The organism is Hydrotalea sandarakina (assembly GCF_003254115.1).
Taxonomy (GTDB): Bacteria; Bacteroidota; Bacteroidia; order Chitinophagales; family Chitinophagaceae; genus Hydrotalea; species Hydrotalea sandarakina.
The window spans coordinates 1-16,153 of sequence record NZ_QKZV01000003.1 but is presented as its reverse complement, the minus strand read 5'-3'; the positions used below and the strand labels follow the sequence as shown (position 1 = coordinate 16,153).

11 protein-coding genes are annotated in these 16,153 nt (G+C 35.3%); 10 read left to right on the top strand and 1 reads right to left on the bottom strand.

Annotated features, from left to right (window positions below; all coding sequences use genetic code 11):
* Positions 1–189: 189 nt before the first annotated feature.
* Positions 190–813 carry a response regulator transcription factor gene (locus LX80_RS05235; RefSeq protein WP_111294023.1) on the bottom strand — a complete coding sequence of 208 codons (624 nt, stop codon included), beginning with the start codon at positions 811–813 and terminating at the stop codon, positions 190–192.
* Positions 814–1,000: 187 nt separating this feature from the next.
* On the opposite strand from LX80_RS05235, the gene LX80_RS05230 reads away from it, so the two are divergent.
* The 10 genes from LX80_RS05230 (at position 1,001) to LX80_RS14665 (ending at position 15,989) form a co-directional block, all read left to right on the top strand.
* Positions 1,001–2,476 carry a hypothetical protein gene (locus LX80_RS05230; protein WP_111294022.1) on the top strand — a complete coding sequence of 492 codons (1,476 nt, stop codon included), beginning with the start codon at positions 1,001–1,003 and terminating at the stop codon, positions 2,474–2,476.
* Between the two features lie 10 nt (positions 2,477–2,486).
* The gene (locus LX80_RS05225; RefSeq protein WP_146250390.1) at positions 2,487–6,389 is read left to right on the top strand and encodes a hypothetical protein; all 3,903 of its coding nucleotides are present in this window, start codon (positions 2,487–2,489) and stop codon (positions 6,387–6,389) included.
* Positions 6,390–6,413: 24 nt separating this feature from the next.
* Entirely contained in the window at positions 6,414–6,995 is a 582-nt protein-coding gene (locus tag LX80_RS05220) for a hypothetical protein (RefSeq protein ID WP_146250388.1), read from the top strand.
* A gap of 76 nt (positions 6,996–7,071) precedes the next feature.
* Positions 7,072–11,325 carry a DUF6443 domain-containing protein gene (locus tag LX80_RS05215; RefSeq protein ID WP_170120382.1) on the top strand — a complete coding sequence of 1,418 codons (4,254 nt, stop codon included), beginning with the start codon at positions 7,072–7,074 and terminating at the stop codon, positions 11,323–11,325.
* Positions 11,326–11,334: 9 nt separating this feature from the next.
* A complete protein-coding gene (locus LX80_RS05210; protein ID WP_111294018.1) occupies positions 11,335–11,922 on the top strand; it encodes a hypothetical protein in 588 nt (195 codons plus the stop codon).
* Between the two features lie 249 nt (positions 11,923–12,171).
* Positions 12,172–13,140 carry an RHS repeat domain-containing protein gene (locus tag LX80_RS05205; protein WP_111294017.1) on the top strand — a complete coding sequence of 323 codons (969 nt, stop codon included), beginning with the start codon at positions 12,172–12,174 and terminating at the stop codon, positions 13,138–13,140.
* Between the two features lie 22 nt (positions 13,141–13,162).
* Positions 13,163–13,549: a hypothetical protein gene (locus LX80_RS05200; protein WP_146250386.1), complete on the top strand. Its 387-nt coding sequence runs from the start codon at positions 13,163–13,165 to the stop codon at positions 13,547–13,549.
* 527 nt (positions 13,550–14,076) lie between these two features.
* On the top strand, positions 14,077–15,294 hold the full coding sequence (locus tag LX80_RS05195; RefSeq protein WP_211307710.1) for an RHS repeat domain-containing protein: 1,218 nt from the start codon (positions 14,077–14,079) through the stop codon (positions 15,292–15,294).
* A gap of 15 nt (positions 15,295–15,309) precedes the next feature.
* Positions 15,310–15,714: a hypothetical protein gene (locus tag LX80_RS05190; RefSeq protein WP_111294015.1), complete on the top strand. Its 405-nt coding sequence runs from the start codon at positions 15,310–15,312 to the stop codon at positions 15,712–15,714.
* Positions 15,715–15,857: 143 nt separating this feature from the next.
* On the top strand, positions 15,858–15,989 hold the full coding sequence (locus tag LX80_RS14665; protein WP_262509753.1) for a hypothetical protein: 132 nt from the start codon (positions 15,858–15,860) through the stop codon (positions 15,987–15,989).
* The last annotated feature ends 164 nt before the right edge of the window (positions 15,990–16,153 follow it).

Genomic DNA, 16,153 nt, shown 5'->3' with positions numbered 1-16,153 from the left:
AATTCTTCTGGAACATTAATGAAGTAATTCATAGTTGATTCATTTTCAGAATTCATATTTATATAAATTTATTAGAAAGCTTTAATGATTTAATAAAAATTGCCATCAGCTATTTATAGATTTATTTGAGATTATTAAACTAATATGTATTATGAATTAAATTCTATTTTAGTTTATATAAATATTTATTTAAAACATAAACAAACCAACTTGTAATGCATATAAAGCTAATCCTACTCTACTATGAACACTTAGTTTTTTAAATAGGTCTTCCCTGTATTTATCAACCGTTTTTGGACTAATACCCATTTTGTCTGCAATTTCTTTATATGTTAATTCTGATGCACAATAACGTAATAATTCTTTTTCGCGTTCTGAAAAATTATATGATTTATTAATAAATTTATTTACTTCATTCATTCCATTTATACATAGTATTTTCTGATTTTGGTGAATTTTTTCTATATTTTCTAGTAATTCTTCTGGTTCTAGATTTTTTTGTATAAATCCGCTAATACCGAGCTTTAGTAAATAATTAATTTCTTTTAAATCAATAAACATTGAAAATATAATTATTTTAATAGTTGGATATTTTTTTAAAAGTATTTCACTAGTTTCATACCCATTCAGAATTGGCATTTTTAAATCCAAAAGTACAAAATCAGGGAATTGATTTTTACTGATAATAAAATCTATCAGTGCTTTTCCATTATTGAATTCAGCTAAAATTTTGTACTTCCCAGTATTTTCTAAAATATTTCTAATCCCTTTTCTCAGTATTGGATGATCATCTGCCAGTAAAAAAGTTTGCATTATAAATTGGATTTTAAACTTTGAAATTATATAACTTTTTTTTATTAGTGATTAAATATAATAAATATTATTTTTCACTAACATTATTATTTTCTATTAAAAATATTATTTGTATATACAATAGGGAATTTTCCCCATTGTATAGTTGTAAAAATGCATTTAAGTTTGAAGACTAAATTAATTGCTTGTGTTTAATACATACATAAAAGGTATTATTTGCTTTTTTTATTTATTATTTTCAATTATCCGTGTTGATGCGGGTACATTTAATTCAGTTTTTGTAATTGATACTGCTTCACAAAAAGTACTTTTCTCTATATCCACTTATAATAGTCCTATTTCTAAGCTTGATAAAAAGTATTCAAGCCTAAACAAGCAGTTTAATAAAAAAAATTGCAAATATTTAAGAAAGCTAAAGCTTTTAGAGAGAAAGGTTTGTTTAAGTTTTCTACCTAAAGATTCAGTGATAGTCAAACAATTATTGGAAAGTAGAAATAATATTTATGCGACAAATCAACCCAATACTGGCAGTGTGTATCGTAGAATGAGTAATGCCACTGCTTATATTCCTTCTTTAGATAGTATCAGTACAGCAACTAGTTATTTATTGAATGGAATAAAAAATGCTTTAAAAATAAATTCGTCTCAGTTGACACATTTAAAACAGGTTTCCAATTTATTGCAGGAAAACTTTGATGCTACTAAGGCTACTACACAGGCATTATCCCAGCGAATACAATTAATGAGTCAACTTTCCCCTCAATCTTTGAATGCATCCTCCTTTAAATTATTTCAGCAACAGGTGTATTATTATCAACAACAAATTGAGTACTACAAAGAAATTTTAAATGATAAAAATCTGTTAGAACAAAAAATCTTGTCAGAATTGCGAAATCTTCCTGCTTTTCAATCTTTTTGGCAGCGCAATAGCCTGTTGGCGCAATTATTTCCTGCTACAGGCAATATAGGTACAACGCAGGCATTAGCGGGATTACAAAGTAGAGCACTGGTGCAGCAACTATTAACCCAACAGGTGGGCGGCACGGTAGTAACTACAGGCAGTAACCCACAACAGTTTATACAACAACAAATGCAGTCTGCACAAAATCAACTTAATACATTAAAAGATAAAATTAATCAACTAGGCGGAGGTAATAATGCATTAATCATGCCTGATTTTACACCCAACAAGCAGAAAACAAAAACGATTTGGCAAAGATTTGAATACGGTATTAACATACAATCACAAAAAACTAATTATTATCTACCTGTAACAAGCGACATTGCCGGAACCATAGGATATAAACTGAATGATAAAAGTACAGTTGGTGTAGGTGTTGCCTATAAAATGGGTTGGGGAAATGGGATCAATGATGTAAGAATAAGCAATCAGGGCATAGGTCTGAGAAGTTTTTTAGATATAAAAATAAAGGGCAGTATATGGGTTACAGGAGGATATGAACAAAATTACCAATCAGCCTTTACTCAAATCCCACAATTACAGAATTACAGCGCATGGCAAACTAGTGGACTAATTGGGATAACCAAAAAAATGAAAGTAGGTAAAAAAGCTAGTAATGTACAATTATTGTGGGATTTTTTAAGCTATCGTAATATACCCGTTACGCAACCTTTAAAATTTAGAATTGGATATAATTTTTAAAAATAATATTATGTATGTTTTTATGAAACGCATTTTGTTTTTATTCTTTTGTTTTTTCACCATAAATGGTCAAATAGAAGCACAAAATAATCCATTGGCAGAGACCAATATTACCCCACCAACTGCAGCAGCGTTGGTAAAATATGCTGATTATCCTGTAAGTTATCATACTGGCATCCCCAATATTAATATTCCCATTTATACAGTACAAAATGGTCCATTGGAAGTACCCATTAGTTTAAGTTATCATGCTTCGGGTCTAAAGGTGCAGGAATTAGCTAGTTGGGTTGGTGCAGGATGGAGTTTAAATGCTGGTGGCGTTATAACACGTTCAGTTGTGGGTTTGCCAGATGATCGTGGATTTAGTAATACAAATGTTACAAATGGGCATTGGTCAGATTTTGGTTACAATAGTTATCTCGGCACAACAAATGGGAATGTTGATGATGCTGGATTTTATCAGGGCAGGAAAGATGGAGAACCGGACTTGTACTTTTTTAATTTCGGGAAATATACAGGCAAATTTTATTTCAGAGATGATAGAACTCCCATTACAGTACCTGAACAAGATTTGAAAATTGAACCAGATTATAAATATCTGACTACTCCTTATCAGAATGGAACCTGTTTTCAAGGTTTTAAAATAACAACCCCTGATGGGACACAATATTTCTTTGGAAATACAGGTAATACAGGAAGTGTAATGCCTTTAGAAATAACCAGTCCATATTCTATGAAAAACGGCTTATCAAGTGGCTCTGCAGTTTCAAGTTGGTATTTAAATAAAATTGTCTCAAAAGATAATATGTTCACTATAAATTTTACTTATCAACAAGAAAATTATAGTTACTACACTTTATCTATGTTCCCAATATATAGCACCAATACCATTGGACAGTATGAGTATGATGTAGTAAAACAGTTTGTACAGGGGGTTCGATTAAGTTCTATTACTTATAATGGTAATACAATTAGCTTTAATCCTGCAGCAACACCAAGAATAGATTTAAGTGCATATACGCCACAAACAATGGCTGATAATGCGAATACTACTGCAAATGCATTGGATAATATTACAATCAGTAATGGATTGGGATTTTGTAAAAAATTTCAATTCACTTATGGATATTTTCATGATGGTGTCAATGGACTTAATGGAATATTAGGTACCTATTTATCAAATATACAATCTGATACCTACCGTTTAAGATTAGATGCATTACAAGAGTCCTCTTGTGATGGAAGCATAACTGAACCGCCTTATCAATTTGGTTACTATGGTGAAATGGTACCCAGATTATTGGCTTTTGGTATTGATCACTGGGGTTATTATAACGGAATTACCAGTAATAATACATTAATTCCTACCTATACAGTAAATAATACAAAAACGGTTAACGGTGCTAATAGAGATGCACAATGGCCAGCGATGAGAGGTGGAGCATTACAACAAATTACTTATCCTACCGGTGGATATACCAAATTTAATTTTGAGCCCCACTATGTAACAAGGTCAGTTCCCGGTTATCAAACAATCAATGTTACCAATTCTTCCGTTTTATATGATGGCAGTACCTATCAGACATTAAGTTTTACTACCCCGTCAGGATACTCGAATTATATGCTTTCTTTAAGTAGTACAACAACCGGTGTAAGTGGTACCTATCAAGTTTTTGATCCAAATGGCAATATGGTGATTAATGCTACTATTCAATCTGGTACTTCTACTACTCAGGCAATTACTTTAACACCCGGCACAACTTACACTTCAAGATTATACGGAACTACAACTACAACAGCATGGGGAGGTTGCTCAGCTTCCATTTCATATCAAATGCCCGTAACGAATATTACGAATATTACTATTGGAGGACTTCGGATTAATTCCATGGTACATCACGACCCATTAGCATCTCAAGATATTGTAACTACTTATGATTATAATGCTGGTGGGTCTTCCTCGACTGGTATTTTATATAGTATGCCAACTTATGTTAATGTGTTGCGTAATGATATGTATGGACTGATTTGGGGTAATACTTCTAATGGAGTTTATAATCCTTATGGATGTGCTACTTTAACGGGAGGTGGATTTGAAGCTGCCTATTTAATATCTCCCAGTTCCGTTTTGCCGATGCGTACTACAATGGGTAACCATATTGGTTATAGTGAGGTAGATGTATCTCAGTCTGGTAATGGAAAATCTGTATATAGATATTACAGTGCTCATTATTGGGATGCCTTTCAAAATAGTAACGATGTTGTTGTTAGAAATGTGAATGACTTGAGTTGTGATGGTTCTGTTAGTAGCTATCCTTATGCACCGCTTCCGTTTGATTCAATTACAGGGGAACTAAAGTATGAAGCCTATTTCAATCAAAGCAATCAAATATTAAAAGACATATGGCACTATCCGACTTATTCTCAAGATTCTGTTGGCACCCCGGGATATATTTGTAAGAATGTGCCAATATCGTCAACCTCAAACTTACTTTGGGGAACCGAGTATGAATTACATTCCTTTTTTAAGACTCAAGATAAAACCGTTGAAACAGATTATGAACCTATTAATGGTAAGCAAATAAGTACCACCTCGATAATTAATTATCAAAGTCCTTTCCATCATCAGCCATCACAAAAAATTATTTATTCTTCTTTGGGTGATAACTTAATTACAAATTACAATTATGCCTTTGATTTCAGGTTATCTAATTGTGATGGCATTGATAATGGCTATCAAAATTATTTAACCAATTACAATACAGCAACTTCAACCTTTTATAATAGTATATATTCTTGTACTCCAACCACCAATGACGCCAATAACTGCAGATGGCTTAGTTATGAAAATTATCGTATAAATAAGGCTCAAGCAAGAAGCAACTATGTTAATTATCACTATTCCAATTTTACAAGTCCAACCAGCACTTTCAATAACAATCACATTCAAGACAAAAATAATGCTGATACAGAATTAAAACCGATATTGGAATTACAGGATGAATTTGATAATGCATTAATTGAAACATCAAATTGGAAAAACAGTAGTTTAGTTGGCGCAGACTTTACGAGATATGACTATGTAACTAATCCCGCAGGTTTTGTTGCGCCACAAAAAACACAGAAAATAAATATAATAAGTCCATCTGCCAGCTTTACAAACGCTGTAACATATAATAATACCTCTATTACAAAAGATAACAGATATGAGGATGAAAATAATTATATATTTTATGGTGGTAATTTGGTAAGTGTTACTAAAAAAGATGGTATTAAAAACAGTTACATTTGGGGTTATAATAACCAATATCCTGTGGCTAAGATAACTGGGGCAGATTTTTATTCAGCCAATAATTTATTGAACCAAAGTATTATTCAAAATCCAGCCACTGATGCACAACTTAGAACTGAATTAAGTAAGTTAAATCCGCAAAATTTACCTAATAGTCAGGCAAATATTTACACTTATTCACCATTGTTAGGTATGACTTCTTTTACATCATCCAATGGTATATTAAATTATTATGAGTATGAGGGTCTTGGCAGATTAAAAGATATTCGTGATAATAGTAATAATGTTATTAAACTATTTGATTATCAATACCAAAAACCCGCATATTCCAGTACAGTTCAGATGACATCCATTTCAGTAACCAATGTTGTCACCGGCGTATTTTATTTTATACAATTAACGAATGTAGCCACAGGCCAGATTTATAATTTTAAAATTATTGGAACGGGTGTTTATGGTCAGATTCCATATGGAAATTACAACATCACACTACATGCGTCTGACTATAGTGCCAATCATATGTGGATGATTAATAACACTTATTCCGAATCGGGTGTGGCCACTGCTACATTCAATAATATTTCCCTATCAACCGCTACAACAACAGTAGCCATTTATTAAATTTATTTTTTATAAATAATCATTATGAAAAAAAATGTTTCCATATTGCTGCTTCTAATGTTCATGAATCAACATTTCATTCATGCACAGGAACATACTATTTATGCCATTCAACAAATGGATATAGAACACCACCCGATGAATATCGGAAAATTAAAAGGACAGCAAATAGTAGTGGTTAATTTTTTAGCCAATACACCTAATGATATTCCATTTCAATTATTTTTTTCTTTAGATACTTTATATCAACAAACTAAACATGCTTTTCAGGTTATTCTTTTGCCTAAAAAAGATAATAGCGCAATGCTAACAGATAGTGCATTGAAACATATTTTGTCGGATATGCTTCATTTCCCTTTTACTATTTCTGCCTCTGTTTCAAAGTATAACCTGTATGATACAACAAAAAATAGTTTGGTAAGGTGGCTAAATAATTCCAAGGATAACCGGCATTTTGAAAATGAATACAATCATGCTGCGTATAAAATTTATATCCTGAACAATAAGGGTGAATTACTATCTGCTTTCTATGAACATCCACAGATTAATACCATACAACTTTTGAAAAATATATTCATTCCAAATAATCAGAATGATCACAATTAATTCGTAACCTATGCGAACAGAGGTATATTCAAAATCTTTATTCAACTCTTTGCTTCTCTTCTGTACATGTTTCGCTGTGCAATTTGCTGATGCACAAATTGCACCACCTGCTGCATTCAGTTCAGCAGCAACAATAAATTATGTGCGTTCATGGGAGGCTTTGGCTCCGGAACAAAGTTCCTCCAATTTAATCACCAGACCTTTTACTGATGTGCATCAGACTACCCAATACTTCGATGGGCTAGGCCGTTTGGTGCAAACAGTGCATAAACAAACCAGTCCATTACAAAATGATATGGTTACCGCCAATATTTATGATGCACTTGGAAGAGAACAATACCAATACCTGCCTTTTGCTGCAAACACAAGGGCAAATAGTGCCGACAATATTAATGATGGAAATTTTAAACTCGATCCAATACAACAGCAGGTTGCTTTTTATAATAATCAATTAAGTGGGCAAACAGGCGAAACATATGTAGGTACATCCGGCCTCAATTGGGCTTATAGTCAAACTGCTTATGAAGCATCACCGCTCAACAGGATTCAAAATACTTATGCACCTGGAACAAGTTGGATAGGTAGTAACAGGGGAATTACGGTGCAACACCAGATGAATACGGCTGCTGAAAATATTCGTATCTGGACGATTGGTGCAGTATGGGGAAGTATACCTGTTTCAACTGCAAATTATGCCGATGGCTTGCTTTATAAAACTGTTACTATTGATGAACGAGGAAAACAGGTAATTGAATATAAAGACATGCAGGGTAAAGTGATTTTAAAAAAAGTGCAATTATCTGATACACCTGGCATTGATCATACAGGCTGGCTAAATACCTATTATGTGTATGATGATTTTAATTTATTGCGTTTTGTTATTACACCCAGAGCAGTTGAACTCATTAACAATAACTGGTTAATCAGCACATCTATTGCCGATCAATTATGCTTTCGTTATGAATATGACCAACGGCATCGCATGGTGATTAAAAAAGTACCCGGTGCAGGAGAAACCTGGATGGTGTATGATGGTCTGGGACGTTTAGTGATGATGCAAGATGCCAATCTCCGCAATGCACAGAAATGGTTATATACCCAATATGACTATCTTAACAGGCCCATTGCCACCGGTTTAATGTACGACCCTGCCAATTACAATAATTTTAATTACCATCTTACCAATGCTTATAACACCAATAGTTACCCCAATTTAACAGCTTACTCAACAGAACTATTAACACAAACCTTTTATGATAATTATAATTGGGTAAATGCCAACGGCAGTCCGTTACCGGCAACTATGGATGCCTCAAACACTACCAATAGTAATTATTTCATCACTGCTTACAATACTACGCCAACTTATGCACAACCCATTATTGCCTACGCTAATACTACCGGTTTGCCAACAGGCACTATGGTAAAGGTAATGGGCAGTAACCCCGCACAATATATTTGGACTGTAACATTTTATGATGATCATAACCGGGTTATACAAACCCAAACAAAAAACTATACAGGCGGTATAGATATTTCAACCAACCAATACGATTTTAGCGGTAAAATATTGCGTAACCTGCTGCAACACAATAAGGCTGGCAATAATGCCCAAAGCCATACAGTTTTATCCAAATACAGTTACGATCAGGCAGGGCGACTGCTTACTATTACAAAAACCATCAATAGTACGGTAACTGGTGTTGCAGTTAGCAGCCCTGAAAAAACAATTGTTAGCAATCAATATGATGAATTAGGGCAGTTAAAAGCAAAAACCCTGGGCAGTGGTATTGAATCGCTTACCTATGACTATAATATTAGAGGGTGGTTATTGGGTATTAACCGCAACTATATTAGCGGCAGCAGCACCAATAAATTTGGAATGGAATTAGCTTATGACAAAACCAATTCCGTTGCAGGCACAACTTATGCCAATGCACAATACAATGGTAACATTACAGGTACAGTATGGAAATCTGCCGGTGATGCCACTAACCGTAAATATGATTTTACTTACGATAATGTGAACCGGATAACAGCAGCCAATTTTCTGCAAAACAGCAATAGCAACAGTTGGGACAATGCCTTTTTAAATTTTAGTGTGAACAACCTTAGTTACGATGCCAATGGCAATATACTAACCATGAATCAGTATGGGTATTTAATTGGCAGTTCAGGATTAATAGACCAGTTGAATTATACCTATCAGAATAATGGTAGCAGTAATCAATTGCAACAGGTAACCGATGCGGCCAATAACCCAAGCAGCACCTTAGGCGATTTTCATTATAATACCGCCACAAAAACCACTACCGATTATGCCTATGATGCCAATGGCAATTTAATCAGCGACCAGAACAAAGCCATTAGCAGCATACAATACAATTATTTAAACCTGCCACAACAGGTAAGTGTAACAGCAAAAGGAAACATTCAATATGTATATGATGCATCGGGTAACAAGCTGGCAAAAATAACAACGGATAATACCCTAAACCCTGCTGTTACCAATGCCACATTGTATATTAATGGTTTTGTGTATCAAAACGATGTGCTACAGTTTGTGAGCCATGAAGAAGGCAGGGCAAGATTTATACCCGCGGTTGGCAGTGTACCGGCCAGCTTTGCAATGGATTATTTTATTAAAGACCATTTGGGTAATGTACGAATGGTACTGACCGATGAGCAAAAACAAGACATATACCCTGCTGCTACAGTAGAAGGCAGCATTACCAGCAATACCAGTGCTGCGTACATAGAAAATCAATATTATAGCATTAATCCGGCAGCCATAGTACCCAACCCCCGGTTTATGCCAACTTATGCCAATAACAATGGCATACCCAACAACAATCCCAATAGCAATACCACGGCCAATAGTACACAGGTGTACAAATTAAATAGCAGTACAGGTGATAAGAGCGGACTAGGTATTACCCTAAAAGTAATGGCCGGTGATGTAATTGATATTTTTGGTAAAAGCTATTACAGCCAAAATAACACTAATGATAATAGCAATTATAATTTACCCATATTAACCCTGTTAAGCGGTTTATTGGGTACACCTGCTAATCCAATGGCAGCGGCCACCCATGGGGCAATAACAGGAAGCCAGCTAAGTAGTATAGGCAACAATAGTAGTGGCGTGGGTAGTTTTTTAACATCCGGCAGGTTACCCACCACCTCCACCGTACCGAGGGCTTATATAAATTATATTATTTTGAATGATCAATTTCAGTATATTAGCGGTGGCTTTAGTGTGGTAGGCAGTAGTGGAGTAGTAAAAGACCATCATAGTGATGCCAGCATGCAGGGAATACAAATACCCAAAAATGGATATATTTATATTTACTGCAGCAATGAAAGTCCGGTAGATGTGTTCTTTGATAATGTACAGGTAGTTCATACCCGTGGGCCTTTGTTGGAAGAGACGCATTATTATCCATTCGGGCTCACTATGGCAGGCATAAGCTCGCAGGCACTCAACTTCGGACAACCCGAAAACAAATACAAGTTCAATAAAGGAAGTGAGTTACAAAGCAAAGAGTTCTCCGATGGTTCGGGGTTAGAATGGTATGCAACCAACTTTAGAAGCTTAGACCCACAGCTTGGCAGATGGTGGCAAATTGATCCGAAAGCAACCGAAAGCGAAAGCCCCTATGCCTCAATGAGTAACAATCCAATTAGATTTAATGATCCTTTAGGAGATACAATAATTGATGCACAAATAAAAGCTGATAAAAATTGGGGTAAGGCATATAATACCTTCCTTAACTCCAAAGCAGGAAAGAGATTTGTTAAACTATATAGTCCCGGGGGCAAATACGGGACAACAAAAGTGATATTTAAAGTCGGAAAAACAAATCAAGACAACTCTGCTCAAGGAAATACAAAAACATTTTCAGTAAATCGAAAAGACGGATCATCTACAGAACTTATTGCAGATAAAAGGTATGCTGGTATAAACAAAGTTGCAAGTGGACAAAGTAAAGACAGCTATTTGAAGTTCGAGGTAACCCTACGAGAGGGTGATGACATGAACAATTCTACAGAACAAGTAGAGGGCGGTGAAGCAATTTTGCATGAAACTCAGCATGTTCGAGCAGACCAACAAACCTTAATTACAGATAAAGCCATAATAAGCCCTTATCTTATTCACAGAGATTTTATGAAACCAGTTACATCTGAAGCATACGAGGAGAGATATAGCTTTTACATTGAAAATAAGCAACTGTGGCAGGCTGATTATAACAGGCAAAAATCTCAAGGGAAGGTTACAAGTAAATCTGATTATATTAATAAAAAGATTAACGACTTCCGTAATTATTAGTAAGAGCTTATGAAATATTTAATAATAGCAGGTTTACTCTTCACAATTCTTTTCTCATGCACTCAGGAGGGAAGTAATAAAAATGAGCAAGAGTTACCATCACCTGAAAATAGTTCGAGGACTTTCTCTGTTATTGAAAAAGATAGTGCCTATATTCTTAATTATAGAATTAGTAAGCAAACTTTTCCAAACGGAACAATTGTCTTTAGCTACAAGGGTGATAGGGAAAACTTTGCTTTTCTATGTGATACAGCTAATAGAGCTTATAAAGGCATATTTACTAAAGCTGATACCGTAATCTTTGACTTAGAGGTAGAAAAGTTTTACACTGTAAATGGAAAAGATTTTAAGTTACTAAAGCTAATAGCAGACAAAAACGTAACTGATGGAGCCACTTCTTATTTTTTTAATCCTGAAATAGGATTGTTAATTAGTAAATCAAACACATGGAGAATGGGGAAAATATTAGATGTTGACAATAACAGCAAGGACTATCTACAAATAACAGCCTTATTATTTAAAATATTAACGGATGAGGAAATGTTTAAACCTCCTGTTCCTAACATTAAAAAATTTACATTACCAAAATTTGAGTAACAACAAAGCTCCTTTCGGGGCTTTGTTGTTTTAATACGTCAGTTGTTGGATATGCCGAGTTTATCAAGATCAAAATAATAAAACGCATTCGGCGTAAGGCTGTGCCTACGCCGCACAGGTTTGTAGTTTTCAGCTACCATCACCAATTTTCATCCTTTTGTATAGCATTATTCATTTCAGTATATTAGCGGAGGATTTAGCGTTGTAGGCAGTAGTGGAGTAGTAAAAGACCACCATAATGATGCCAGTATGCAGGGTATACAAATACCGAAAAACGGGTATATTTATATTTATTGCAGCAACGAAAGTCCGGTAGATGTGTTCTTTGATAATGTGCAGGTAGTGCATACACGAATGCCGATACTTGAAGAGACGCATTATTATCCGTTCGGATTGACAATGGCGGGCATATCTTCACAAGCCGCAGGAAAATTAGAAAATCTCCGCAAGTTCAATAAAGGTTCAGAGTTGCAGAATAAAGAGTTCTCTGATGGTAGCGGATTGGAAATGTATGATACACATTTTAGACAACTTGATCCACAGTTAGGAAGATGGTGGCAGATCGACCCAAAGCCGGATTATGCAGAAAGCCCATATAGTTCAATGGGCAATAATCCTGTTTTACATAATGACCCTTTGGGTGATACATTAGTTTTTCCAAATGGTTCAAAGCAATTTATAAAAGCCACAGGGCAAGCAATCATGGGTATGGTAAATAAAGGTGTCGGGCAGCACATAGCAAATTTAGCAGCAGGAAAAGAAAAGGTCAATGTTGTTGAAATTAATAGTAAGGATAAAAAAGGGGATCGGTATGACTCTAAAACCAATACAATATACTGGAATCCTAAAGAAGGCTTGGAGACAACTAATGGTACAAAGATTTCAGCTGCAACGGGTTTGGAGCATGAAGCCGATCATGCCAATGACGCGTTAACTGACCCCAAAGGTCATGAAGCAAGGGAAAATACTCCGGATGCGAATTACGGTAATGCTGAAGAAGCCAGAGTAATTACAGGTTCCGAACAAACGACTGCTTTGGGTATGGGTGAGATTAAAGACGGTCAAGTAACCCGCACTGACCATAGTTATTCGGGGACGATTGCGACAAGCGACCCATTGTCAACAAATGGCATAGTCACTCCAGCTCCTGGCAGTGTAGGCACTTTAGCTCCCGTGATTATTACATCAAAACCACATAAGAAAAAAAATGAAAATTAAGATAATATATATCATATTAGTTATGTCTTTTTGGAATGTCTTAAAAGCAAATGATAGCGTTGCGGTCAAGCGAATTACTATTCATTATATTTATTCAAAAACAGATACTCAACATGATATATCCTGTAATGACTTTGATGCTTATAAGGGGAAAGGAGGCTTTATGGTTAAAAACCTAACAATTAAAGCCCAAATATGTCTATTCATGAAATCATTGAGTAATTATAAAGCGCCGCCATTAGTAAAAAATATAGATGTTAGAGCAAAGGCTTATATCCATTATTCAAATGGTAAAACTTCAGTGGCTTGTATAGATCGGTTTGGCGATATTATGTTAGATAATGAGTTTATTGGAGTGAGTACTTCATTACTTTCGTTTCTTCAGAAAAGCTGTGATGGGTTTGAATAATTATTTTTTTTCGCCGCATCGCCCAGTTCTTCGTAGTGTTAGCGACAGTGCACCGCGAAGTAAAAGATAAAGGCAGGTCTTTTGACCTGCTTTTTTAATGTGCATACGCTTTACCGGTTTTTGCATCTCTGATGACAGCATTAGCCAGGAACAGGAGCTTGTCTTTTACAGCAGGTTCCAGGTCTTCAATCTCATGCATCAGCTTCAATGTTTGTTTATCTACGGCAGCTTTTTTACTATTACCCAACCTAAGCGTAGTTTAAGTTTATCCAACATAAAAATTTCCCCTCGGCGTTGGCTTAGCCTACGCCGTATTTTCTTGTAGCTTCCAGCTACCCGTAGCAAATTTCATCCAATAATCACCTCTACATCAAAACCCCACCACTGCCAACATATTCTTTCAAAAGGCAATCTTGTAAAAGGTTGCTTTTTTATTTGATATTAAACGCTTATGAATTTCTTGCAAAAACCCATATTAATAATTTTGTATAGCATTATTATTTCAGTATATTAGCGGAGGCTTTAGTGTGGTAGGCAGTAGTGGAGTAGTAAAAGACCACCATAACGATGCCAGTATGCAGGGTATACAAATACCCAAAAATGGATATATTTATATTTACTGCAGCAATGAAAGTCCGGTAGATGTGTTCTTTGATAATGTACAGGTAGTACATACCCGAGGGCCTTTGTTGGAAGAAACACATTATTATCCGTTCGGCTTAACAATGGCGGGAATAAGCAGTAAGGCAGCAGGCGGCACTGAGAACAAATACAAATACAACTGCAAGGAATTACAGCACAGGGAGTTTGGTGATGGCAGTGGTATAGAACTGTATGATTTTGGAGCCAGAATGCAAGATCCTCAATTAGGCCGGTGGAATGGTGTTGATCCATTGGCAGAGCAAATGCGCCGCTTTTCTCCCTACAACTATGCATTAGATAACCCGGAACGGTTTATAGATAAAGATGGGATGGAAGCGGTGGAAAATAATGATGGGCCTTATGGTTCGAATTTATCGGATTGGGAAAAAAGTGGCGATGCGGTAAATGTTACTGATGGTTATCTTTATGGTTCAAGTGGAAGTGTTATATGGAGTGGTTCAGGTGGAGGCGGCAGCACCAACGAGTCTGAAGGAGAGGATAAAAGTAAAAAGAAGAAAGACGGCCCTATACCACCCAAAAATAATTATCAAAAGCCTGATTTAAAGCATGTGCCCTTATTTAATGATAATATAGGTTCATCAAATTCAAAAGCGGATGATGAACACAAGGAAATTCATGCCAATCATAAAGCTGACAATAGAGGTCCAAGTATTATGGATCAGATACTTTCAATCGTAAGCGGGGCTACTAGTGCTACTGAAAATCTATCAGGTATTGCAAGAATTGGGTCTAATTTACATATTTATATGGCAACAATTAAAGGGGGTGTTTTTAAGGCTAATCAGTTTGTTAAGACAATTAGCATCTCCAAAATTGGTAAGTTTGGTGGTTTTACAGTGGCAGGACTTGGAACAGCAAGTGATCTAGTTGGTATATTTAATAGAACGACAACTTGGGGAGAGGCTGGGGAGAATGGGGTATTTACGATAATTGGTTTTTTAGGGCCAGGTGGCGCTTCAATATCGGTGGGTTATTTTGGATTAAATGCTTTTTATCCAGGCGGAGCAAATCAAGCAGTATCCGACTGGTCACAACATGCACAACAATGGAGGCAAGTTAAAATGGAATCCGGAGGTTTATAACTTAAACATATACTGATGATAAAAAAAGCCTATTTCTATCTTTTTTATAAATTTTATAAGTTTACAGATGCGGTGCATACTGTATTTCCACACGATATGGCTGCAGCCACAGCTATATCCATGTTGGAAATAGTGTTCATATTCTCACTGAAATTCTATTACATTGAATATATAGATCCAACTAATGAGCTTACGTCTTTACAAGTGATCATTGCAGTATCAGTAATACTTTCAATAAATTCATTTTTATTCATTTTTAAGGAAGAGTGGAAACATTACTTTAAAGAGTTCGATAAGCTACCAAGATACAAGAATATCATTGGCACTTGGGTAGTGATTTTGATAGTTGCATTTATTTTGGTCACTTCCGGTATCTCTATTAAGGCAATGAGTGAAATAGCTTCTCATCGGCCCAAATAAGCACTTAAAAGTCGTATCAGAACTTTGTAAATGTTTATGAAAGAAAATACCATCTTTTGCTGCTATACAAAAAGCAACAGGTGTCTATTCTATTTACTCTAATTACAAAGAATCAACTTTACAATTTAAGCAAGGACATAAGTATGGGTATTTGGAAAGGAACAGAGGCTACAGCCACTACTATATTCTTGGCAGGCGGAGGGGAAGATATAGAATTAGGCTGGAATTTGGGAACTATGGTTGTGGATGGAGTAATAGATTATTTTAAAAAATAAATTAGTTATGATAATATTAGATTTTTTAGTGTACCACTTAACGCTTTGGTTTGAAACAAGAAAGAAATGGCTTGTTTGGAATACTCCGATAGAACAAGCATTATATGCAGTTATAGCTGCATTAACTGGATTATTTGTTAATGTAGAAATAAAATTAGAAGATA

Bases quoted from the DNA above. Each gene is read 5' to 3' on its own strand.
- LX80_RS05235 (WP_111294023.1), bottom strand. From the start codon at position 813: ATGCAAACTTTTTTACTGGCAGATGATCATCCAATACTGAGAAAAGGG.
- LX80_RS05225 (WP_146250390.1), top strand. From the start codon at position 2,487: ATGTATGTTTTTATGAAACGCATTTTGTTTTTATTCTTTTGTTTTTTC.
- LX80_RS05220 (WP_146250388.1), top strand. From the start codon at position 6,414: ATGAAAAAAAATGTTTCCATATTGCTGCTTCTAATGTTCATGAATCAA.
- LX80_RS05210 (WP_111294018.1), top strand. From the start codon at position 11,335: ATGAAATATTTAATAATAGCAGGTTTACTCTTCACAATTCTTTTCTCA.
- LX80_RS05205 (WP_111294017.1), top strand. From the start codon at position 12,172: ATGCAGGGTATACAAATACCGAAAAACGGGTATATTTATATTTATTGC.
- LX80_RS05200 (WP_146250386.1), top strand. From the start codon at position 13,163: ATGTCTTTTTGGAATGTCTTAAAAGCAAATGATAGCGTTGCGGTCAAG.
- LX80_RS05190 (WP_111294015.1), top strand. From the start codon at position 15,310: ATGATAAAAAAAGCCTATTTCTATCTTTTTTATAAATTTTATAAGTTT.
- LX80_RS14665 (WP_262509753.1), top strand. From the start codon at position 15,858: ATGGGTATTTGGAAAGGAACAGAGGCTACAGCCACTACTATATTCTTG.